19 protein-coding genes and 1 pseudogene are annotated in these 21,750 nt (G+C 61.0%); 11 read left to right on the top strand and 9 right to left on the bottom strand.

The features are described 5' to 3' along the window. A partial coding sequence (fhuF, locus tag AC1ECN_RS17360) for a siderophore-iron reductase FhuF (protein ID WP_477953648.1) occupies window positions 1-418 on the top strand: 418 nt, incomplete at its 5' end. A 116-nt stretch (window positions 419-534) separates the two neighbouring features. Here fhuF and AC1ECN_RS17355 read toward each other — a convergent pair. Next, window positions 535-1,212, bottom strand: a pseudogene (locus AC1ECN_RS17355) (4'-phosphopantetheinyl transferase family protein); the annotation flags it as partial. A 386-nt stretch (window positions 1,213-1,598) separates the two neighbouring features. On the opposite strand from AC1ECN_RS17355, the gene AC1ECN_RS17350 reads away from it, so the two are divergent. After that, entirely contained in the window at window positions 1,599-3,476 is a 1,878-nt protein-coding gene (locus tag AC1ECN_RS17350; protein WP_130726053.1) for a HAMP domain-containing methyl-accepting chemotaxis protein, read from the top strand. A 196-nt stretch (window positions 3,477-3,672) separates the two neighbouring features. Continuing rightward, entirely contained in the window at window positions 3,673-4,062 is a 390-nt protein-coding gene (locus AC1ECN_RS17345) for a RidA family protein (RefSeq protein ID WP_024321534.1), read from the top strand. Between the two features lie 120 nt (window positions 4,063-4,182). Here AC1ECN_RS17345 and AC1ECN_RS17340 read toward each other — a convergent pair whose 3' ends face one another. From AC1ECN_RS17340 to AC1ECN_RS17315, 6 genes are all read right to left on the bottom strand, one after another. Beyond that, complete coding sequence (locus tag AC1ECN_RS17340) at window positions 4,183-4,764, bottom strand: NAD(P)H-dependent oxidoreductase (protein WP_018480374.1); 582 nt, start codon at window positions 4,762-4,764, stop codon at window positions 4,183-4,185. Beyond that, complete coding sequence (locus tag AC1ECN_RS17335; protein ID WP_164582395.1) at window positions 4,761-6,170, bottom strand: FAD-binding oxidoreductase; 1,410 nt, start codon at window positions 6,168-6,170, stop codon at window positions 4,761-4,763. The genes AC1ECN_RS17340 and AC1ECN_RS17335 overlap by 4 nt, the downstream gene beginning before the upstream one ends. 1 nt (window position 6,171) lies before the next feature. After that, a complete protein-coding gene (locus AC1ECN_RS17330) occupies window positions 6,172-7,485 on the bottom strand; it encodes a cytosine deaminase (protein WP_477953645.1) in 1,314 nt (437 codons plus the stop codon). Next, the gene (locus AC1ECN_RS17325) at window positions 7,485-8,327 is read right to left on the bottom strand and encodes an ABC transporter permease (protein ID WP_029768014.1); all 843 of its coding nucleotides are present in this window, start codon (window positions 8,325-8,327) and stop codon (window positions 7,485-7,487) included. The genes AC1ECN_RS17330 and AC1ECN_RS17325 overlap by 1 nt, the downstream gene beginning before the upstream one ends. After that, the gene (locus AC1ECN_RS17320) at window positions 8,327-9,151 is read right to left on the bottom strand and encodes an ABC transporter ATP-binding protein (RefSeq protein WP_477953643.1); all 825 of its coding nucleotides are present in this window, start codon (window positions 9,149-9,151) and stop codon (window positions 8,327-8,329) included. Before AC1ECN_RS17320 ends, AC1ECN_RS17325 begins: the two co-directional genes overlap by 1 nt. A 73-nt stretch (window positions 9,152-9,224) precedes the next feature. Beyond that, window positions 9,225-10,241 carry an ABC transporter substrate-binding protein gene (locus tag AC1ECN_RS17315; protein WP_164582389.1) on the bottom strand — a complete coding sequence of 339 codons (1,017 nt, stop codon included), beginning with the start codon at window positions 10,239-10,241 and terminating at the stop codon, window positions 9,225-9,227. Between the two features lie 183 nt (window positions 10,242-10,424). Between AC1ECN_RS17315 and AC1ECN_RS17310 the strand changes: the two genes are divergently transcribed. After that, window positions 10,425-11,414: a LysR family transcriptional regulator gene (locus AC1ECN_RS17310; protein WP_024321528.1), complete on the top strand. Its 990-nt coding sequence runs from the start codon at window positions 10,425-10,427 to the stop codon at window positions 11,412-11,414. Here the strand turns inward: AC1ECN_RS17310 and AC1ECN_RS17305 are convergent. Then, window positions 11,377-12,243 carry a creatininase family protein gene (locus tag AC1ECN_RS17305; RefSeq protein WP_018493525.1) on the bottom strand — a complete coding sequence of 289 codons (867 nt, stop codon included), beginning with the start codon at window positions 12,241-12,243 and terminating at the stop codon, window positions 11,377-11,379. The genes AC1ECN_RS17310 and AC1ECN_RS17305 overlap by 38 nt on opposite strands. A 233-nt stretch (window positions 12,244-12,476) precedes the next feature. On the opposite strand from AC1ECN_RS17305, the gene paoA reads away from it, so the two are divergent. The 5 genes from paoA to AC1ECN_RS17280 are packed head-to-tail and all read left to right on the top strand — an operon-like array spanning window position 12,477 to window position 17,862. Next, window positions 12,477-13,124: an aldehyde dehydrogenase iron-sulfur subunit PaoA gene (gene paoA / locus AC1ECN_RS17300; RefSeq protein WP_130689996.1), complete on the top strand. Its 648-nt coding sequence runs from the start codon at window positions 12,477-12,479 to the stop codon at window positions 13,122-13,124. Next, window positions 13,121-14,071, top strand: coding sequence for an FAD binding domain-containing protein (locus AC1ECN_RS17295; RefSeq protein ID WP_024321525.1), 951 nt, complete (start codon window positions 13,121-13,123; stop codon window positions 14,069-14,071). The genes paoA and AC1ECN_RS17295 overlap by 4 nt, the downstream gene beginning before the upstream one ends. Window positions 14,072-14,074: 3 nt before the next feature. Next, complete coding sequence (paoC, locus tag AC1ECN_RS17290; protein ID WP_165586429.1) at window positions 14,075-16,273, top strand: aldehyde oxidoreductase molybdenum-binding subunit PaoC; 2,199 nt, start codon at window positions 14,075-14,077, stop codon at window positions 16,271-16,273. 55 nt (window positions 16,274-16,328) lie between these two features. After that, window positions 16,329-17,255, top strand: coding sequence for an XdhC family protein (locus AC1ECN_RS17285; RefSeq protein WP_024321523.1), 927 nt, complete (start codon window positions 16,329-16,331; stop codon window positions 17,253-17,255). Beyond that, window positions 17,248-17,862, top strand: a complete 615-nt coding sequence (locus tag AC1ECN_RS17280; RefSeq protein ID WP_027688071.1) for a nucleotidyltransferase family protein — start codon at window positions 17,248-17,250, stop codon at window positions 17,860-17,862. The genes AC1ECN_RS17285 and AC1ECN_RS17280 overlap by 8 nt, the downstream gene beginning before the upstream one ends. Window positions 17,863-17,921: 59 nt before the next feature. Here the strand turns inward: AC1ECN_RS17280 and AC1ECN_RS17275 are convergent, their stop codons facing one another. Beyond that, on the bottom strand, window positions 17,922-18,572 hold the full coding sequence (locus AC1ECN_RS17275; protein WP_027688070.1) for a GntR family transcriptional regulator: 651 nt from the start codon (window positions 18,570-18,572) through the stop codon (window positions 17,922-17,924). A 162-nt stretch (window positions 18,573-18,734) separates the two neighbouring features. Between AC1ECN_RS17275 and AC1ECN_RS17270 the strand changes: the two genes are divergently transcribed. Both AC1ECN_RS17270 and AC1ECN_RS17265 read left to right on the top strand, forming a co-directional pair. Continuing rightward, a complete protein-coding gene (locus AC1ECN_RS17270) occupies window positions 18,735-20,159 on the top strand; it encodes a malonyl-CoA decarboxylase (RefSeq protein WP_477953640.1) in 1,425 nt (474 codons plus the stop codon). Then, window positions 20,156-21,670: a malonate--CoA ligase gene (locus AC1ECN_RS17265; RefSeq protein WP_477953639.1), complete on the top strand. Its 1,515-nt coding sequence runs from the start codon at window positions 20,156-20,158 to the stop codon at window positions 21,668-21,670. Before AC1ECN_RS17270 ends, AC1ECN_RS17265 begins: the two co-directional genes overlap by 4 nt. Window positions 21,671-21,750: the final 80 nt, after the last annotated feature.

The raw sequence follows: 21,750 nt of genomic DNA, 5'->3' as shown, positions 1-21,750 counted from the left end.
GCATACGGGTGAGCCGGAAGCATTCGTGATGWCCGGAAGGCCCGACGTTGCCACCGATCCAACTGCTAAGCTTCATCGGCTGATGCGCGGCCACGCCGAGCCTATCATCGCGGCGATCGCCGCCAATGCAGGGGTTGCTCCGAAGCTTCTCTGGAACAATGTTGCGGCATATCTCTCCTGGATCCTCAAGGAAGTCGCCCATCGTCACGAGCCCAGCCTCGTCGAAGGCGGCCTGGCGCTGCTTGAAGAGCCCGCATGGCCGTGCGGCCGGCGCAATCCGATGTTCGGCATGATCCGCATTGCGCGCCAGCAGTGCGGACTTGAGTTCGCCCGTCGGAAGGTTTGCTGCCTGCGCTACAATCTGCCGGGCGTGGGCGGCTGCGGCGAAGCCTGTCCGCTACCGGACGGGCGCCATTAAATCAGATACCGGCTGCTGCTTGCCGAGACGGTCGCCCCTGTCATGAAACACTCTGTCGAGACCAGTCGTAGTCGAGCAAGACAACCTGCCATCCCTAGCGGTGGCGGGTGCGCGGTATCGGACGGCCTGCTGTCGTCCTGAAATAGGCTGATAGAAATGCCGGGAAACTCGGATTGAGAGCAAGCAGCCAGCGCGACGACGTGCTGGCTGCCGCTTTCGACCAGATGGTGATGCCATCGCCGATCGCGGTCGCCGCCGACCATGACAGGGATGCCATCCTTCCAGGAAAAGGTGACGTTGCGGGGGATCCTCGCGCAGCCCGACGCCGAGTGCCTTAGCCGCACGCGCGCGTTCGCGCGCAGGCAATTCCATCAGCCAGCGCCGTTCGTCTGCACTGCAATAGTTATCCAACGCCGCCTCCTCGATCTCGACGTCGGCGCGTTCGCAGTCTATTCCCAGGTGATCACATGCTGAAGCGACAGCGACCGCCACAAGCCCGTCGGCATTGGCGAGGCTGAACTGCAGCCTGTCATCTCCCTCAAGTCTTAGCTTGCCGTGCTTGTCTGGAGACAATGGGAGCTTGCTCGGCGATATCCCGGTTTGCACGCTCAACAGTTGCCGATATACCGGCCGGCAATGAAAGAGGCCCGGTCTCGTTCAAACCGATAGGTCGCGGCGCGCCCCCGTTCATCCGGTGAAAGCGACTGCATCCAGCGGTTCCCGTCGCCTTCGTCCTTGGAATACTGCCAGAGCGCGATTTCAATGCCGGCAGGTTGGTTTTCAGATTGCTGCATGGACCCAGTATGTGTTCCGTGGACCGATTGGCAAGCCTGCAGATGCTTGCCGATCTCGCAGACGGCAGGACTGGTTCTCCATGGCGAAGATGACCAGATCGTGCCGATCTCAATGTCCAAAGCCGGGTCAATGTCGACCGATCCATTTCTTGTTATCGAGACCCGATGGCGCTGATATTTGCGCTCGCCATGGATGCTATTTCCTTTGATTTCCAGGAACTCTAAGTCGCATGGCGTTTAATTGATCGCGGAAGTATGGACCCACTCAGAAGATCTCGGAAAATAGAGCGGGACCATTGTTTAGTTAATACTAAATTATTGAATCTGGTGCGAGATCTTGCATCAGCCGGCACACCGGTCGTCCCAGTAGCTTCGAGGAGACCCGCATGAAACGCCCGAGTATCAAGCAAGCCCTGATCTTAAAGCTGTCGATCATCAGTCTGTTCATGGTTGGCCTGTCCTATGTTTCGCTGAGCACGATTTCGACACTTCGTGCCAATACCGAGCAGATCGGGACCTTCTGGATGCAGCGGCTTGTGACGGCTCGCGAGATCAAGGACGACTTCCTCGGTCTGAAACTCGTCTATGGGCAATACCTTCTCGTGGACACAGCGGAGCAAAAGAAGGCCGGACAGCAAGAGATCGACGCTGCTGGCGTTGCGCTGGACACGGTTGTCGGCGAATACGAAAAAGGCGTCCGCACGGAGCGGGGGCGCGAACTGATCAACCAGATCAAGCCGGAACTCGCCAAATATCGCGCGCTGGCAGAGCAAATGACCGCGTTTGAAAATGACGGGAAGACGCCTGAAGCAATCCGCCTCTTCAAGGAAAATATGGAGCCGCAAGCCGAGCTGGTGAACAAGGCGGTGGCGGATCTGGTCGCTTTCATTCTCAACCAGGCCGAAGGCTTTGTGACCGCGAGCGGTGATACCGCACAATCCGCTTTCCTGCTGACGGCCGCGATCGCAGCGCTGGCCGTGCTTCTTGCCATAGCCGGCATCTTCTTTGCGATATCGGGCATCGCCAACCCAATCCGAAGCATCGCCTCCGCCATGAGGCGCCTGTCGGATGGCGATCTTGACAGTGATATTCCCTATGCCGGTCGCGCCGATGAAGTCGGCGAAATGGCCGGTGCGGTTGAAATCTTTCGTCAGAATGCCCTCAACGTCGTCAGGCTCGAGAAGGAAGCGGCTGAATCCCGCAGCGAGAGCGAGGCAGCGCGCGCCGCAGCCCAGCAGCGCACCGAACGCGAGGCGGAACAATTGCGCTTCGCGACCACGACATTGGGCGAAGGTCTCCGGCGGCTTGCAGCAGGCGACATATCCTTCCAGCTTTCAGAACAATTTGCGGCTGAATATGAAGCCTTGCGCGAAGACTTCAACGCCTCGCTCCGGCAATTGGGCGCTACGATCGGCGCAGTGCTCGAGACGGTGCATAGCATCGATAATGGTATCGGGGAGATTGCATCTGCCGCGCAGGATCTTTCCAAGCGTACCGAACAACAAGCAGCTTCTCTCGAGGAGACGGCAGCAGCCCTGGACGAGATCACGTCCAATGTAACGATGGCGACCAAACGCACCGACGAAGCGCGCAATGTCGCCAAAGAAGCCGATATCAGCGCTCAGCGGTCGGCAACTGTCGTCTCGGAGGCCGAAGGGGCGATGCGACGCATCGAGGACAGTTCACAGCAGATTTCAAATATCATTGGTGCAATTGATGAAATCGCCTTTCAGACGAACCTCTTGGCGTTGAACGCCGGCGTTGAGGCTGCCCGTGCGGGTGAGGCGGGCAAGGGTTTTGCCGTTGTCGCCCAGGAAGTCCGCGAGCTTGCCCAGCGCGCCGCTCAAGCGGCCAAGGAGATCAAGGGCTTTATTCAAAAGTCGTCAACTGACGTGCAAAATGGCGTGAAACTGGTTCTCGAAACCGGAACGTCGCTGAAGTCGATCGGTGAGTACGTCGTACAGATCAACCAACTCATGGATGCGATTGCCACATCGGCGCGCGAGCAGTCGACGGGACTTGCTGAGATCAACACGGCGGTCAATCAGATGGACCAGGCGACCCAGCAAAATGCGGCGATGGTCGAGCAGTCGACGGCTGCCGTTGCCTCATTGTCCTCCGAGGCAGGCCGCCTACGGGATCTGGTCAACCAGTTTCAATTGGACGGCGACAAAAGCGCGGCGGACGGGCAGCGCAGCGGACGGGCCTTCGAAGGCAACCGGCCAATCCACTTGGTCGCTTCGCGGCGCGTGACGCAAAGATGACGCGCGGCTAACGTCAGATCAAATACCGAAAGATAGTGACCTGGCGCCTGGACGATCATCGGCTCGATCCCTCCAAGGCGGTTGTCCCGCATCACTCCTCGCAAGGCATCATGAGCGGCAGCGATATTCTCATATCCTGCCGCATCCTGTAGGGTCGCGGTATCTGCCGACCTATGGGAAAATTTCAGAGCGATCGATGAAGAAGATCTTCAATCCGGCCTCGGTGCGCCGGCCTTTTGGAAATTACAATCACGGCCTGCTGGTGCCGCCTGGCGCAGCGCTGCTCGTCACGTCGGGCCAGCTTGGTATCGGTCTCGACGATGCCGTTCCGAGCGATGTCACTGCTCAGGCGGAACTCTGCTTCGAGGCGATCAAGGCGATCCTCGAAGAGGCGGAGATGAGTTTTGCCGATGTGATCCGCATTTCGGGCTTCGTCACCCGCCGCGAGGACTTCCCGGCCTATATGGCTGTACGGGATCGCTATACGCTCGATCCGAAGCCGGTTTCCACCTTGCTCGTCATCGGCGGTTTTACGCGCCCCGAGTTCCTCGTCGAGGTCGAGGTGACGGCCGCGAAAATCTTGTAGAGCATTTCCTTTTTTCTTCGAAGCACGGAGATGCTCTACCTCTTTGTTTTCACGCAATTCCCGGCAAAAGCGCTTCGCGCTTTGCCTGCAAAGGCGCAGCACAGTTTTGCTGGAACTGCTCTAGAATCGCTCCATTGCCCCTCCGACGCGGGCGAGGAATTTTGCCCGCGTCTCCGGCGTGCAATTGTTCATGTCGTAATGGGCGAGGAACGTCACCGGCCTCACCGGATTGATCTGCGCCCTCAGCACGCGCTTTACGATTTTCTTCGGCGGGTTGCCGGCGGCGAAGGCCCGGAAGGGCGTTGCGCCATAAGTCAGGACGGCTGCGAGCTTGCGGATGTGACGCAGCCGCGATTCCACCTTGCCGTTGACTAGCTCGAAGGAAACGCCCGGCAGCCAGACTCGGTCGAAATATCCCTTCAGGATCGCCGGAAAGCCGAAGTTCCAGATCGGGGTGCAGATCACCAGCCCCTCGGCCGCCTTCAACCTTTCGACATGYGATTCCACCAACTTCAGATTTTCCGGATAGTCGTGATAGACGAGCCGGTCGCGGCGCGAGAGCACCGGATCGAACTGCTCTTCATAGAGGTCGCAGCCATCCACTGTATGCCCKGCCTTCTGCAGGCTCTCGACGGTTTGCCGGTAAAGCGCCTTGCCGTAACTTTCCTCGACCGGGTGAGAGTGGAGGACGAGAACCCTCATGAGGCCTCCATCAGGGCCGCCAGACCAGGGAAGAGATAGTTCTTGCCGGCGTTGAAATCGAAATCGGGATTGTCCCACGCGATCATCTTGCCGGGATTGAGCAGGCCCTTCGGATCGGTTTCCTGCTTGAAGGCGAGCTGCACCGCGTCGGTGCGCTTCATGCCGCCTTCTTCGAGCGTATAGCGGTGCGGGTTGAAGATCGGGCATCCATTGTCCTGATGGATCTTGATGATCTCCTCCAGCCGCTCCTCGGTGGTATAGCGCACCAGCGGCAGGCCGGAGCACTGGATCTGGCCGTCGAATTTGATGAATTCGAGATGACCCGGCACTTCGTCACCAAAGATTTCGACCATCTTCCGAACCTTGGCGACATGATCCGGTCCCGGATATTGCACCTGCAGATAGGTGAAGCTCGGATCGACCTTGAGCGCACGCAATGTCGTGTGGTTCCAGGCAAGCTCGTAGGCATGCGGGATGCCGCGCATGCTTTCCACCTTGTCGGAGCGGAACATGATCTCGCCCTTCTGCGCCGCCGTGAAGGCAAGAAAAGCATCCATGGAGTGCGGCGCGATCATCAGCACGACGATCGACTGGCCCTGACGGATGTAAGGCTTGTGGCGGGTGAAATAGTCGAAAGGAATGGGAGCGGCGATCGGCGCGATCTCCTTGACGAGGATGCCATTGCATTTCGCCAGTGCGTCGGAGAAGCGCACCGCTTCCATGAAGTCGTCATAGCCGACGAGCACATCGACCCAGTCATAGGCAGGTGCAAGCGGCATCTCGATCTCGGTGATGATGCCGTTGGTGCCATAGGCGTGGCTCACCTTCTGGAGATCCCAGCCGGTGAGATCGAGGACGCGCGGCTCGGCCTCCATGGTGACGACGCGCAGGCGCAGGATGTTGCCGAGGTCGCGCAAGCCGCCCCAGGTGATCGAGCCGACGCCGCCGGAACCGCCGGCGACGAAGCCGCCGACCGTCGCCGTCTGGGCGGTGGAGGGGTGGAAACGCAGCTCCTGGCCGGAATGGGCCTTGGTCTGCTTGTCGAGCTGGGCAAGCACGATGCCCGGTTCGCAGATGACGCGGCCAGGATGGATCTCCTTGATCTTGTCCATGGCGGCAAGATTGAGAACGATGCCGCCGGAAAGCGGCATGGCCTGGCCGTAATTGCCAGTGCCGGCGCCGCGCGGCGTGACCGGTACGCCATGGGCATAGGCGACCTTCAGCGTCCGGATGACCTCTTCCTCGGTCTTTGGTGTGACGACGAGATCGGCCGTCACATTGTCGAGCTGAGCTTTGAGTACAGGCGAATACCAGTAGAAATCCCGGCTCTTCTGGCGAACCAACGCCGGATTATCCTCAACGGCGATGCCTTCGAGTTCCTTTTTGATCTTCTGATAATCGGCCATGTCAGGCTCCAACGACGTTATCGAGTTCACGGTAATCCGGCAGGCTGCGGTCGATCACCTTGYCGCGGCGAAGCACGACGCGGTCAGACTGCGGACGGGACAGGAATTCACTCCAGCGCCGCGCGCTGAAGAGCACGAGATCGGCAGGATCGCCGGCGGCGATGCGGCCCTTGTCCGGCCGTCCGACGATGGCGGCGGCCGAGGTGGTGACGACACGGGCGGCGGTATCGAGCGGATGGTCGAGATGCAGTATCCGTACGGCCTCGCGGAAGACTTCCACCGGATCGAGATCGCCATAGGCATAGAAGGGGTCGCGGGTATTGTCGGATGCGACCGCGGTCGCGACACCGGCGGCGGCCAGTTCCTTGAACAGGGTGACGCCGCGCCAGCGCGGGGTGCGGCCGGGGTAGCGATCCTGCAGATACATGTTGCACATCGGCAGTGAAATGACCGCGATACCCGCCTTGGCGACCAACTCGACGGTGCGCGCGGCGGTGTCTTCGTCCTGGCGGGCGAGCGAGCAGCAATGGCCGGCGGTCACCTTACCCTCGAACCCGTTGCGCAGCACGGCCTCGGCGATTGCCTTCAGTGTTTCCGCGCCGCGATCATCCGTCTCGTCGACATGCAGATCGACATCCAGGCCATGCTCTGCGGCAGTCCTGAAGAGTGTGTCGAGCTGCCAGACAAGCTCCGGCCCCATCCTGGTGACGCCGCCAAGCAGGCCGCCGTTCTGCCGGATTGTTGTGACGAGATCGGTAAAGAAGGCGCTGTCTGCCATGGCATCCAGCGGGAAGAGGGCGACCGCCTGCAGTGCGATCCTGTCCTTCCAGGCATCCCGGATTTCGGCAAAAACCTCGAAGGAGATGCGATGCTGGGGCGCAAGCGAATCCAGGTGCGTGCGGATCAGGCTGGTGCCATGGGCATAGGCGGAGCGGAGCGAGAATTCCATGCGCCGTTTGACGTCTGCGGCTGACCAGTTGGCTTCCCGGTCGGCCCTGACGGCATCGAGCGCGCCCATGAAGCTGCCGTCGGGATTGGCCTGGCGCGGCCAGATATGGCCTTTGTCGAGATGGGTATGGATATCGGCAAAGCACGGCCAGACCATGCCGTCCTTAAGATCGGTCCTGGCATAATCGGCGGGTGCGGCGCCGGCCGGCCGGATGGCGGCAATCATGCCGTCGCTGATGACGATATCGACCGTGGCCAGCCCTTCCGTGACCGGCACGTCGACATGCTCGACGGTGACAGCGGGCACTGTCGCATTGCTCAGCACGAAGCGGGCCGCATTCGGCGGGGATATGAAGGAATAGGTCATCAGTTTTCCCGTTTGATGCTGCTTTCATGCCAGCGATGAAGGCTCAGCCAGGCGATGAAGGTGGTGAGGCCGAAGATCGCCACCCCAAGCATGGAGAGCATCAACAGCGCCGCAAAGAGCCGCGGTATGTTCATCCGGTACTGCGCTTCCAGCAGTCGGAAGGCGAGACCGGAGCCGGCACCGGCAGAGCCCGCGGCAAATTCGGCGACGACGGCGGCGATCAGCGCAAGGCCGCCGCCGATGCGAAGACCGGTCATGAAATAGGGTTGGGCGGCAGGCAGTTTGAGAAAGAGCAGCGTCTGCCAGCGCGAGGCGCCGTAGAGCTCAAAGAGGTTGATCAGATTGTGGTCGACGCTCTTCAGGCCCTGGACCATATTCGACAGGATCGGGAAAAAGGCGACGAGGAAGGCGCAGATCAGCAGCGCTACCTGCGTGGAGGGAGCGTAGATCAGGATCAGCGGCGAGATCGCGACGATCGGCGTTACCTGCAGGATGACGGCAAGGGGATAGAAGGCAAGCTCGACCCAGCGCGACTGCACGAGAAAGATCGCAAAACCGACGCCGCCGACAAGCGCCAGCATCAGCGAGATGAAGGTGATCTTGGTGGTGACCCAGAGGGCAGGGGCAAGCGTACCCCAATCCGTCACGAAGGCGTTTGCCACAGCGGCCGGTCCTGGCAGGATATAGGGCGGCACGCCGGACAGTTTCACATAGGCGTACCAGACGAGGATCATCAGGGCGATGACAAGGAAGGGGATGGCGATGCGCAGCGCAAGATCGCGGCGCCTTGCGCTTGCGGTACCCTTAACGAGTAGCGGCGATGTGTCTGTTTCGTCACTCATCAATGATCCCCTGCCGAATTGATCGCCCCGATCAGCGAATGCGATACCGTTTCGCAGGCCATGCGGTATTCTTCCGAGGTGCGGTAGTGCGCGTCGCGTTCGAGGCTGGTGATCAGCGGAACGTCCGCATGCACGCGCCCGGGCCTTGCCTTCATCACGACGATGCGGTTCGAGAGATAGGCGGACTCGAAGACCGAATGCGTCACGAAAATCACCGTAATGCCGGTCGCCTTCCACAGCCGCAGCACGTCGTCGTTGAGCTTCTGGCGGGTGATCTCATCGAGCGCGGCGAAAGGCTCGTCCATCAGCAGCAGCTTCGGCTTCGTCACCAGCGCACGGGCGATCGAGACGCGCATCTTCATGCCGCCGGAAAGCTCGCGCGGATAGGCCTTGGCAAAATCCTGAAGGCCGACGGTGGTCAGCACTTCCATGATCTGATCATGCGCGGCTGCCTTCGAAACGCGCCTCAATCTCAGCGGCAGATGGACATTGTCGAACACGTTCTTCCAGGGCATCAACGTTGGCTCCTGGAAGACAAAGCCGATATCGCCCTCCGGCAGACCCCTGGAATTGATGCGCGAACTCGGMCAGTCGATCGTTCCCGAGGTGACATCGCCAAGACCGGCTATGATGCGCAGCGCCGTCGACTTGCCGCAGCCGGAAGGGCCGAGCAGGCTGACGAACTCGCCGCTTTCGACTGTCAGCGACATGTTCGAAAGGGCGGCAGTGCCGCTGGAAAAGACCTTCGAGACCGACTGCATGACAACAAGCGGCCGCTTGCGCGTCTCTTTCGGGGATACCGCCTGGGCGTCTGCTGGGAGCATTGCTGTCTCGTTCATGCGGGAGGATACGGCCCGCCACGTCCTTAATGGCGGACCAGGAAAGCCGTCGGTCGGACTACTTCTTCAGTGCCACGCCGGTGCTCTTGCAGACGAACTTCGTCGTAAACGCTTTGGTGTAATCCGTCTCCGGCTTGAAGACCTTGATCGCCACCATCTCGTTGAAGAACGTCTTGTAGTGCGCATCAGTGATGCAGCCGATGCCCTTGTCGAGGCTGTCGCCGGATTCGATGATGCCATATTCCTTCATTTTGGCGATGGAGTAGGCGAGCTGGCCATCCGTCATTTCAGGATTATCCTTCTTGATCAGTTCGTTCGCCTTTGCGTTGTCGCCGTAGAGGTAGTTGTACCAGCCTTCGATCGAGGCATCGACGAAGCGCTGCACGACGTCGGCTTTGCCGTCGATCATTGTCTGCGTCGTCGTGATCATCGTCGAGTAGGGCGAATAGCCGTTGTCGGCGAGCAGGAAGACCTTCGGCTCGAAGCCTGCCTGCTTCTGGATCTCGTAGGGTTCGGAGGTCAGGTACCCCTGCTGAGCAGAGTCCTTGTCTGCAAGGAAGGGGGCGGGACTGAAGTTATAGGGCTTGTACTGCTCGTCCTTGAAGCCTTTGAAGTTGGCCTTCATCCATTCGAAATAGGTGAGGTAGCCGTCCTTGCTGAGGAACAACGTTTTCAGCTTGGCGAGATCCTCGAACTTGTCGACGCCGTTATCCGGATGGGCGATCAGCACTTGCGGATCCTTTTGGAAGATCGCGGCGACATCGACCAGCGGAATGCCTTGCTCGACGGCGGATATCTCGCCCTGCGGGCCGCCCATGTAGAAATCGAGCTTGCCTGAGATCAGCAGCGCGCTGTTTGCAGCATTCGGGCCGCCCTGGACGATGGTGACGTCGAGGCCATATTTAGCATAGGTGCCGTCGGCGACGGCTTGGTAGAAGCCGCCATGTTCCGCCTGGGCAAGCCAGTTCGTCCCGTAGCTCACCTTGTCGAGGGCGAGCGCCGGCGAGGCGGCGGCAAGCATCGAGGCGAGGCCGAGGCAGCCCAGGAATTGCATCTTCGTCTGTGCTTTCAACATGGTTGGCAGTTCCCCTTTTGAGCCGAGGGAAGCCTTGCTCGGCCCCCTTTTGAGGGAATTTGAGCCATTGCCATGCGCTTTGAAAAGCATCAAAATTCGTGCGCATTGATGCCTTTTCGGCATCTCTGGGAAAGCTGAAGATAATTTGTGCGCCCTGCGCAAAATTTATGCATTGGAGAGATCATGTTGCACTCCAGACGCCTTCTTTACATCAACGAGATCGCCCGTTGCGGTTCGATCCGCAAGGCGGCCGCGCGCCTCAACGTGGCGTCATCGGCGGTCAACAGGCAGGTTTTGGCGCTGGAGGAGGAAATCGGGGCGCCGCTTTTCGAGCGGCTGCCGCGTGGCCTGCGGCTGACGGCTGCCGGCGAACTCTGCATCGAGCATATTCGGGACGTACTGAAGAATTACGAGCGCCTGGAGGGGCGCATCCGCAGCCTCAAGATGCAGCAGGCAGGAAAGGTGCGCATGGTGACGACCGTTGGGCTTGCCGCCGGGCCGCTGCCCGAAATCATCGCGCGCTTTCTTTCAGAGCATCCGCGCGTCTTCGTCCAGCTGCGCAACGACACCGGCGGCACGACGGCCAGCCCTGTTGTATCAGGCGAGGTGGATATCGGTCTGGGCTTCAACATCCCCGCCATGCCCGGCATCCGCACGCTCGGAAATTTCGATATCCCGATCGGTGTCGTGCTGCCGCCAGGGCATCAGCTGATCGGCCCCGGGCCGATCAACCTTGCCGATGTCACCCAGGAAAAGCTGGTTCTGGCGCAGCCGGGCACCAGCCTGCGCGAGGTGATCAACCTTGCTTTTGCGCGCCTGCCCATCTCGGTGGAGCCGGTGCTGGAAACCAATGCATCGGAGATGCTGAAACAGCTCGTCAAATGCGGCACGGGGCTGACGCTGCTCAATCCGCTCGACGTCATCACCGAATGCCGGCGCGGTGAACTCGTCTTCCGGCCGATCGCTGAGCCGCATGCGCGTTACCAGCAGATGAAGCTGTTTGCGCGCGCCCGCGCGCCCCTCGACGCGGCCACCAGCCTTTTCGTCGAATATCTGCTCGCCGAACTGCTCGGCCTGGTGCAGGAATTGCAGGCCAAGGGTCATATCCCGCCGGATGTGAAACCCGCGGCTGAGCCTATTTCACATAGAGATTTGAAAGCGGATAGGCCTTGAGATCCTGGAGCAGCTCGACGAACCCCTTGACCTGATGGCGGCAGATCGCCTCGCCCTTTTCGGCTTTGGCGATCGAGGCATTGCCGACCACGCCGAAGGGATTGAGGTCATGCGCGATCCAGGCCAGCGAATGCGGCGGCAGAGGCTGAAGAAATTTGGACTGCTCCCGCATCCATTCGGCCTTCGAGGCAAAGTTTTGAGCCTTGTCCATGCGCACCAGCTCGGGGCGGAAGTGCAGCATCAACGACGTCTCGACATCGCCGCCGTGGATGCCGTATTTGCTCTCGTGATCGCTGACCATGCCTTCCGGATGACCGAAACGGCCCCATTGCGTGGAGACCACCGCCATTTGATGGCGCACGCGCAGTTCACGCGCGACGATGCTCATGATGTCGACATTGCCGCCGTGGGAATTGACGATCACCATCTTCCGCAGCCCGGCTTCGGCAACCTTTGCGCCGATCGCCGTCCAGACCGGGATGAGCAGTTCGGCACTGAGCGACAGCGTGCCGGGGCCGTAGATGTGTTCGTTGGCCTTGCCGATCTCCTGTGTCGGAAGGACCAGGATGTCCAGATCCTCCGGCCGCTGCCGCTTCAGCTCCGCCAGCATGCCGGTCGCGATCGCGACATCCGTTGCGATCGGCAGATGCGGGCCGTGCTGTTCCGTCGAGGCGATGGGCAGAACGGCAATCGTGGTCTCGGGGGAGAGGCCGGCAAAGTCATATGTGTTGAGCTCGTTCCAGTAAAACGGCGTGGGCATGCGGTCATCCCTTTTCGTCACCTGCTTCGATAGGGAGTAGGGAATAAAGATAAGCCGGAAAAGCATCATTTTTTGCGCATGGCGATGCTTTTTTTCGCGCGCATCGGCGGGCGTTACTCCGCTGGCGCTTCAGCATCCAAGCCAATTTTACTGAATATGTGGCTCGCAGCATCATACGACCGCGGCTCGGGAATTCATGAGCCAGATCGATAACCGTATGCAACGGAAAGGGCCTAATCAGAGGGCGGAATTGCACTACCTCAGCAGACGGCGTTGACGCGCGCCTATGTCCAACGAGCAAGGTGGAGCAGTTCATGCCAAGCCAGACACAACTGGAACTTTCCCGTCGAGATCTGCTTATCTCGTCGGCCGCAACGATTGCGGTAACCGGAGCCGTCGCTCCCGCGGCGGCACAGTCCCCAGGAAATGAAATGGCCTATACATCGAAAGTTTCTTTCGCGGTTAACGGCGAGAACCGCGATCTCGAGGTCGACAACAGAACGTCGCTGCTCGACGCGCTGCGCGAGCACCTTCATCTCACAGGCACGAAGAAGGGATGCGACCACGGCCAATGCGGTGCATGCACCGTGATGGTCGACGGCCACCGCATCAACTCCTGCCTGACGCTGGCGGTCATGCACGAAGGCGATCAAATCACCACGATCGAAGGCCTCGGCCAGCCTGGGAACCTTCATCCGATGCAGACGGCCTTCGTCAAGCATGACGGCTTCCAGTGCGGCTACTGCACGCCGGGACAGATCTGTTCCTCCGTGGCGGTGCTCGAGGAGATCAAGGCGAATATACCGAGCCACGTCACCGGCGATCTTACGGCTCAGGCGGCTGTCACTTCGGCCGAGATCCGCGAACGCATGAGCGGCAATATCTGTCGATGCGGCGCCTATTCCAACATTGTCGATGCCATTTCGGAAGTTGCGGGGATTAAAGCATGAGAGCCTTCACCTATGAACGTGCCTCGTCCGTCGAGGCCGCGGCCAAGGCGGCGGCCTCCAATCCCGAAACCAAGTTCATCGCCGGCGGCACCAATCTCCTCGACCTGATGAAGCTCGAGATCGAAACACCAACGCATCTGATCGACATCAACGGTGTCGGCCTCGACAAGATCGAATCCACGCCGGAGGGTGGGCTGCGCATCGGCGCTTTGGTCCGCAACACCGATCTTGCAGCTCACGAAACTGTTCGCCGCGACTATGGCCTGCTTTCCAGGGCGCTTGTCGCAGGCGCCTCCGGGCAACTGCGCAACAAAGCGACGACGGCCGGCAACCTTCTGCAGCGCACGCGCTGTCCTTATTTCTATGACCCGAACCAGCCGTGCAACAAGCGGCAGCCAGGCAGCGGCTGTTCCGCAATCGGCGGCTTCAGTCGCCAGCATGCAGTGGTCGGGGTAAGCGACAGCTGCATCGCCACTCATCCGAGTGACATGGCCATCGCGATGCGGGCACTCGACGCCGCCGTAGAGACGGTCAAGGCCGACGGCAGTCGCCGCGCGATTGCGATCGCCGACCTTCACCGGTTGCCCGGCGACACGCCTGATATCGAGACTGTTCTCGAGCGCGGCGAGTTCATCACGGCGGTCTTGTTGCCGCCCCCGATCGGCGGCAAGCACATCTATCGTAAAGTCCGGGACCGCGCCTCCTATGCCTTCGCACTCGTCTCGGTCGGAGCCGTGATCCAGCCGGACGGTACAGGACGTGTCGCCGTCGGCGGCATCGCCCATAAGCCGTGGCGCATCGAGGCAGCCGAAGCCGAGCTGCCGAAGGGCGCGCGGGTGGCGGCGGGCGTCCTTCTTGCCGACGCCCATCCGACCGAACAGAACCGTTTCAAGGTCGATCTGGTCGAGCGCACGCTCGGCGCGGTCATTGCCGAAGCAAGGGGTTGAGCCATGCAGTTCGATACGCCAGCGACAACCAACCCGATCGACAATCTGAAGGTCGTCGGTCAACCGATCCACCGCATCGACGGCCAGCTCAAGACGACCGGCCGGGCGATGTACGCCTATGAGTGGCACGATCCGAACATGCGCTACGCCTATGGTTATCCCGTCGGCGCGGCCATCGCCAAGGGCCGCATCACGTCCATGGACGTCTCCGCCGCCAAGAGGGCTCCCGGTGTCCTCGCCGTCGTGACGACGCTTGACGTCGGCGAGCGGAAGAAGGGCAAGTTCAACACCGCCAAGCTTTTCGGTGGCGACGAGGTTCAGCACTATCATCAGGCAATCGCGGTCGTCGTCGCCGAGACGTTCGAGCAGGCGCGCGCCGCAGCCGCTCTGGTCAAGGTCGACTATGCCGAAGAAGAGGGTGCGTTCGACCTCGGCCAGGCAAAGGATTCGGCCGTCAAGCCGGATGAATCGCAGCAGCCCGACACTGCGACCGGCAATTTCGAGGATGCCTTCACGTCGGCTCCCGTTACTCTGGACGCGACTTACACGACGCCCGACCAGTCTCACGCGATGATGGAGCCGCACGCATCGATCGCAGCCTGGAACGGGGACGAGGTGACCGTCTGGACCTCCAGTCAGATGATAGACTGGTGGCGTTCCGACCTTGCGACGACGCTCGATATCGACAAGGAGAAGATCCACCTTATGTCGCCCTTCATCGGCGGCGGCTTCGGTGGCAAGCTATTTCTGCGGGCCGACGCCGTGCTGGCCGTTGTCGGCGCGCGTGCGGTCAAACGGCCCGTCAAGGTCGCCTTGCCGCGACCCCTCCTGATAAACAACACGACCCACCGGCCGGCGACGATCCAGCGGATTCGCATTGGAACCGAGGGTGACGGCAAGATAACCGCCATTGCCCACGAAAGCTGGTCCGGAGACCTTCCTGGCGGAGGCCTAGAGACAGCAGTCAACCAGACTCGTCTTCTCTATGCCGGGGCGAACCGGATGACGGCGATGCGGCTGGCAACGCTTCACCTCCCCGAGGGCAATGCAATGCGCGCTCCGGGCGAAGCGCCCGGACTGATGGCGCTCGAGATTGCCATCGACGAGACTGCCGAGAAAGTTGGTATCGATCCTGTCCAGTTTCGCATCGTCAACGACACGCAGATCGATCCGGAGAAGCCGCAGCGGCGTTTTTCCCAGCGCAATCTCATCGGCTGCCTCAAGCTCGGTGCAGAACGGTTTGGCTGGCGTGAACGGGGGAAGCCCGGTTCCAGGCGGGACGGCAACTGGCTGGTCGGCATGGGCGTTGCCGTTGCCTTCCGCAACAACCTCGTCCTTCCCTCCGGTGCACGGGTGAAACTGGACCGAGAAGGCGTCGTAACGGTGGAAACCGACATGACGGACATTGGGACCGGCAGCTACACGATCATCGCGCAGACGGCGGCCGAGATGATGGGGGTCGCGATCGATAAGGTCGCTGTCCAACTCGGTGACTCGCGTTTTCCGGTTTCTGCGGGTTCCGGCGGACAGTTCGGTGCGAACTCTTCCACGTCTGGCGTCTACGCAGCCTGTGTCAAGCTGCGCGAGGCCATCGCCAAGAAGCTCGGCTTCAACTCCGAAGACATCGTCTTCGAGAATGGCGAGGTCCGCTCGGGCAATCGTTCGGTGCCTCTTGCCGAAGCCGCCGGTCCGGATGGTCTTGTCGGCGAGGACACGATCAAGTGGGGCGAGCTCACCGAGACGCATCAGCAATCGACATTCGGCGCGCACTTCGTGGAGGTTGGCGTCGACATTGCCACCGGAGAAAGCCGCATTCGCAGGATGCTCGCAGTCTGCGCGGCGGGAAGAATCCTCAATCCGATCACCGCCCGCAGCCAGGTCATCGGCGCAATGACGATGGGGGCCGGCGGCGCGCTATCTGAGGAATTGGCGGTCGATACCCGTCGCGGCTTCTTCGTCAACCACGACCTCGCCAGCTACGAAGTAGCGGTGCATGCCGACATTCCGCACCAGGAGGTAATCTTCATGGACGAGACCGATCCGATGTCCTCGCCGATGAAAGCCAAGGGCGTCGGCGAGCTTGGCCTTTGCGGCGTCGCGGCAGCAATCGCCAACGCCGTATACAACGCGACCGGCGTCAGGGTTCGTCACTATCCGCTGACGCTAGACAAGCTCATCGGCGGCTTGCCGGACGTGGCCTGATCACGTCAATGGCGGTCCGAAAGCCGGACCGCCGTTAATTCCTGTAGGATTTCCCATGCATCACACACTTGCGCCCATCACGGCGCCAATTCCCGTCAGAGCCTCGTCCACCGACGATCCTGTGGAACTGCTTCGCTTCGCGATAGACGCCCATGGTCTTGGCGCGGCGGCACTGGCCACCCTCGTCGACATCCGGGGCGGGGCTGCACGCGCGCTCGGCGCTCATATGGCGGTTGCTGCAGACGGGCGGTTCTGCGGCTATGTCTCCGGCGGATGTGTCGAAGCCGCTGTCGCTTCCGAAGCGCTCCTGGCAATGGCGCAAGGGCGCGACCGCACGGTCAAGTTCGGCGACGGCTCGCCCTTCTTCGACATCGTCCTTCCCTGCGGCGGCGGAATCTCCGTCGCAATCCATGTCCTGAAGGATGTCGGAGCTTTGCGGCATGTTCTCGATTGTCTCGAACGGCGGCAGGCAGCCGGTCTTGCATATTCGCCGGGGCAGCGGGCGCTCAAACCGGTAGAGCCACTGCCACGGGCCCAATGGCTCGAGCAAGATTTCGTGACCGTCTACCGTCCCCGCACCCGCGTCGTCCTTTCCGGGCAGACGATCGAAGCGCAGGCCGTCGCGCGGCTGGCCGAAGCTTCCGGCTACGACGTGATTGCCATGGCGCCGGGCGGGGTCCGGCCGGTTGCCGACATCATCGATCCCTTCACGGCCGTCGTGCTCCTGCATCATGAGCTTGACGCCGAAGCTGCCATTCTCGAGATCGCCCTTCGGTCGCCCGGGTTCTACATCGGCGCGCTCGGCAGCACCCGGACGCATCGTCGACGGGTGGAGCGGCTGAGAGCCATGGCTTTCAGACGGGACGACATCGCTCGTATCAAGGCGCCMATCGGGATGTTCGGCCCGACGCGGGATGCAACGTCGCTCGCCCTGTCGGTTCTGGCTGATGTCGCTGCAGCAAGACTGGTTGCTTATGCTTAAGGCGTCGGTCGCGATCGTCATTCTCGCTGCCGGCAAGGCAAGCCGGATGGGTGCAGGCGGGAAACACAAGCTGCTGGCCGAGTTCGGGGGCGTGCCGCTCGTGCGGCGGTCAGCATTGACGGCGCTCGGTGCGGATGCAACGTCCGTTATTGTCGTCATCGGCCATCGCAGGAGCGAGATCGAGGCCGCGCTCGATGGGCTCGCTCTGACTCTCGTCGATAATCCCGATTACGCCAGCGGCATGGCGAGCTCGCTCATGGCAGGGTTCTCATCAAAGCGCGTTGACGGCGCCGACGGCATTCTCGTCATGCTGGCCGATATGCCCGGCATTTCCACCGCACACCTCAATGCCTTCATTTTCGCCTTTCGCAACGCGGGCGGCGGGGCCATCGTGCGCGCCGTTTCACAGGGCAAGCCCGGCAATCCCGTTATTCTGCCACGTTGTCTCAATCACGCAGTGCTGAGACTTGAGGGCGACGTCGGCGCGCGCGATATCATTGCGACGTCAGGTCTGCCCGTGCTCGATGTCGATGTCGGCGATGCAGCTTGCCTCGACGTCGATACGCCGGACGACATCGTGGCCGCCGGCGGCGCAATGAAGAACTAAGTCGCGGGATGGCAGCGAGATGGTTTTGCATTTGATCTGGAACCATCACGACTAAAGCGTCATCTGGCCGCCATGCTCGCGACCAGATCGCTGAACCTCTCGCCCTGAATGCCGACATGCCCCCGCAGCAGCCGGCGGGCCTCATCTCCATCTCCGGCAAAGATCGCATCGACGATGGCGCAATGTTCCAAGAAGGACGTCGACAGGCGGTTGCGCACGCGCAGCTGGAGGCGGCGATAAGGCCGCAGGCGCCGATGCAATTGCAGACATTGCTCCTCAAGGAAATCGCTTCGGCCGGCTGCGTAGATGGCCTTATGGAACTCCTCATTGTCGTAATAATAGGCGTCGCTGTCACCGGCAGCGGCGGATTGCTCACAGCGGGCGTGGGTGGCGGTGATTGCTTCTCGGGACGCCTTGTCCAGCCGCCGTGCGGCAAGCGAGCCGGCCAAGCCCTCCAGCTCTGCCATAACCTCGAACATCTCATAGACGCGGTGCGGCCCCGGATCGATGACGATTGCGCCTCTGCGCGGTCGAATTTCGATGAGGCCGATGGCATCGAGCTGCATCAGCGCCTCACGCACCGGCGTGCGGGAGACCCCGAAACGCGTCGCAAGCACCGTTTCGTCGAGCCGCTCACCGGGGGAGAACTCGTTGGAAAGAATTGAATTTTCAATCTCATCCCGAAGCCATCGGCCGACATTCTCGGACATTTCGTTTCACTTCCCTCATACAAAAACGCTATTCTTGTATACACGATTGTTGACCTCGTGTACGAAGAGTGGCATTCTACATACTAACGGTGAAACCCGACGATGGGAAGCAGCCGTCAAAAACGGTCACCCAGCCGGCCGGCAGAAGAGAGGAGAAATGGCATGTCTGAGGCTTCCTTCTTCACCGACATGCTGCAGAGCATCACGGATCGCGGACGCCAGCTTTTGTTTTCCGGCGCGCGCGCCACGCAGGTCGCAGCCAAGGTCGATCTCCAGACACTCTGTGAAATGCTGCTGTCGAGCCGGGGCGAGGCCTCGGGCATGGCGCTTGCGGCCGAGATACTCGATCGCTGGGGCGCGCTCGACAGCGAAGGCGCGCAGAGATTCCTCCTTATGCTGCATGAAAAGTTCGGGCCAGACACGACCAAGCTCGACCAGGCGATTGAAAATTACCGCGCCGACAAAAGCTCTGCCGCGATCATTACCCTTCATCAGGCAGCCGAGCCACGGCGACAGGAACTTCTTCGCCGATTGAACCACGCGCCGAACGGCACCGCCAAGCTCGTCCAGATGCGCCACCAGTTGCTCGCTTCCAAAGATCAATCCRCAGAATATAACGCGCTTGACGCCGACTTCACGCATCTGTTCGGCTCCTGGTTCAATCGCGGTTTTCTGACGCTGCGGCCCATCGACTGGTCGACGCCGGCTTACATCCTCGAGAAGATCATCAAATACGAGGCCGTGCACGAGATTGCCGGCTGGGAGGAGTTGCGCCGTCGTTTGGCACCGGCCGACCGCCGTTGCTTTGCCTTCTTCCACCCCCGACTGGCCGACGAGCCGCTGGTGTTCGTCGAGGTGGCGCTGACACGATCGGTGCCGAGGGCGATCGGAGATGTGCTCGACGAAGGGAGGGAGCAGATCAACGCCGACGAGGCGACGACGGCTGTCTTCTATTCGATCTCCAACTGCCAGGATGGCTTGCGTGGGATCTCGTTCGGCAACTTCCTGATCAAACAGGTCGTGGAAGACCYGCGCAGAGACCTGCCTGGCCTGAAGAATTTCGTCACGCTGTCGCCCGTTCCAGGCTTTGCCCGTTGGCTTGCCAAGGCACGCGCCTCAACCACCAACCGGCTCTTATCCGAAGCGGCCCGCGAAACGCTGATGTTGCTGGACGATCTCAAATGGTCTGACAACGAGAAGACGGCGGCCGAAGTGGAGCGCGTGTTGCTGCCGCTTGCGGCGCGCTATTTCCTGGTCGAACGGACGCCGGAGGGCCGCCCCGTCGATCCTGTTGCCCGTTTCCATCTCGGCAACGGCGCTCGACTTGAGAGATTGAATTTTCTTGGCGACCGCTCGACCAAGGCGATGCAGCAGGCACACGGCCTGATGGTCAATTATCTCTACAAGCTCGACGATATCGTGGCCAACCATGAGGCCCTAGCGCAGCGCGGCGAAGTGATTGCCTCACCTGCTGTCAAAAGCTTGCTCAACCAGAACGACGAAAGCCGCAGCGGCGGCAATGGCCAGCAAGGCTCCCGGCCATTCGCACAGATAATGAACTCGACGCTTGGAGGAGGGCGAAAGTGAGCAACCATCTTTTCGACGCCATGCGGGCCGCCGCGCCCGGCAACGCACCGTTCATCCGGATCGATAGCACGCGCACATGGACCTATGACGACGCTTTCGCTCTTTCCGGCCGCATTGCCAGCGCGATGGACACGCTCGGCATTCGCCCCGGCGACCGGGTGGCGGTGCAGGTCGAGAAAAGTGCCGAGGCATTGATCCTTTATCTCGCCTGTCTTCGAAGCGGTGCGGTCTACCTGCCGCTCAACACCGCCTATACGCTGGCTGAGCTCGATTACTTTATCGGCGATGCGGAGCCGCGTTTGGTGGTGGTTGCGTCAGCGGCTCGAGCGGGCGTGGAGACAATTGCCAAGCCCCACGGCGCGATCATCGAAACGCTCGACGCCGATGGCAGCGGTTCGTTGCTGGATCTCGCACGCGATGAGCCCGCCGACTTTGTCGATGCCTCGCGCTCCGCCGATGATCTGGCTGCGATCCTCTACACGTCGGGAACGACGGGACGCTCCAAGGGGGCGATGCTCACGCATGGGAACCTGCTCTCGAACGCCCTGACCTTGCGAGATTATTGGTGCGTCACCGCCGATGATCGACTGATCCATGCCTTGCCGATCTTCCACACCCATGGGCTGTTCGTCGCCACCAACGTCACGCTGCTCGCCGGCGCCTCGATGTTCCTGCTGTCGARGTTCGACCCGGAGGAGATCCTGTCGCTGATGCCGCAGGCAACGATGCTGATGGGCGTGCCGACCTTCTACGTGCGCCTCCTGCAAAGCCCGCGCCTCGACGAGCAAGCGGTCGCCAGCATCCGCCTCTTCATCTCTGGTTCGGCTCCACTGCTTGCAGAAACACATACCGAGTTCCAGGCCCGCACCGGTCACGCCATTCTCGAGCGCTACGGCATGACGGAAACCAATATGAACACGTCCAACCCCTATGAGGGGAAACGGATTGCCGGAACGGTCGGCTTCCCGCTGCCTGATGTGACGGTGCGCGTAACCGACCCCGCCACTGGGCTCGTGCTGCCGCCTGAAGAAACCGGCATGATCGAGATCAAGGGGCCGAACGTCTTCAAGGGGTATTGGCGCATGCCGGAAAAAACCGCGGCCGAATTCACCGCCGACGGTTTCTTCATCAGCGGCGATCTCGGCAAGATCGACCGGGACGGCTATGTCCACATCGTCGGCCGCGGCAAGGACCTGGTGATTTCGGGTGGATACAACATCTATCCGAAGGAGGTCGAAGGCGAGATCGACCAGATCGACGGTGTGGTTGAGAGCGCTGTGATCGGTGTGCCGCATCCCGATTTCGGAGAAGGCGTGACCGCTATCGTCGTACGCAAGCCCGGCGCCGTCCTCGATGAAAAGGCCATCGTCAGCGCGCTCCAGGACCGTCTCGCGCGCTACAAACAACCCAAGCGCATCATCTTTGCCGAGGACTTGCCGCGCAACACGATGGGTAAGGTTCAGAAAAACATCCTGCGGCAGCAATACGCCGATCTGTACGCAAGATCGTAAGGCAACCGCGCCCTCTGGGAGGAGGGTGCGTCGGCGTCTTGCATCAAATTTTGGAAACAACAACTACGACGCTGGAGGCG

This window comes from Rhizobium sp. 01N447_2 (genome assembly GCF_056399245.1).
Note: the sequence above shows the minus strand (reverse complement) of the source record. Positions and strands in the feature narration are given on the sequence as shown.

What these genes read in the sequence shown, in the direction of transcription:
- AC1ECN_RS17295 (WP_024321525.1), top strand. Translation starts at nt 13,121, where the DNA reads ATGAGAGCCTTCACCTATGAACGTGCCTCGTCCGTCGAGGCCGCGGCC.
- AC1ECN_RS17310 (WP_024321528.1), top strand. Translation starts at nt 10,425, where the DNA reads ATGTTGCACTCCAGACGCCTTCTTTACATCAACGAGATCGCCCGTTGC.
- AC1ECN_RS17280 (WP_027688071.1), top strand. Translation starts at nt 17,248, where the DNA reads ATGCTTAAGGCGTCGGTCGCGATCGTCATTCTCGCTGCCGGCAAGGCA.
- AC1ECN_RS17315 (WP_164582389.1), bottom strand. Translation starts at nt 10,241, where the DNA reads ATGTTGAAAGCACAGACGAAGATGCAATTCCTGGGCTGCCTCGGCCTC.
- AC1ECN_RS17275 (WP_027688070.1), bottom strand. Translation starts at nt 18,572, where the DNA reads ATGTCCGAGAATGTCGGCCGATGGCTTCGGGATGAGATTGAAAATTCA.
- AC1ECN_RS17335 (WP_164582395.1), bottom strand. Translation starts at nt 6,170, where the DNA reads ATGGCCGATTATCAGAAGATCAAAAAGGAACTCGAAGGCATCGCCGTT.
- paoC (WP_165586429.1), top strand. Translation starts at nt 14,075, where the DNA reads ATGCAGTTCGATACGCCAGCGACAACCAACCCGATCGACAATCTGAAG.
- AC1ECN_RS17325 (WP_029768014.1), bottom strand. Translation starts at nt 8,327, where the DNA reads ATGAGTGACGAAACAGACACATCGCCGCTACTCGTTAAGGGTACCGCA.
- AC1ECN_RS17350 (WP_130726053.1), top strand. Translation starts at nt 1,599, where the DNA reads ATGAAACGCCCGAGTATCAAGCAAGCCCTGATCTTAAAGCTGTCGATC.
- AC1ECN_RS17305 (WP_018493525.1), bottom strand. Translation starts at nt 12,243, where the DNA reads ATGATGCTTTTCCGGCTTATCTTTATTCCCTACTCCCTATCGAAGCAG.
- AC1ECN_RS17345 (WP_024321534.1), top strand. Translation starts at nt 3,673, where the DNA reads ATGAAGAAGATCTTCAATCCGGCCTCGGTGCGCCGGCCTTTTGGAAAT.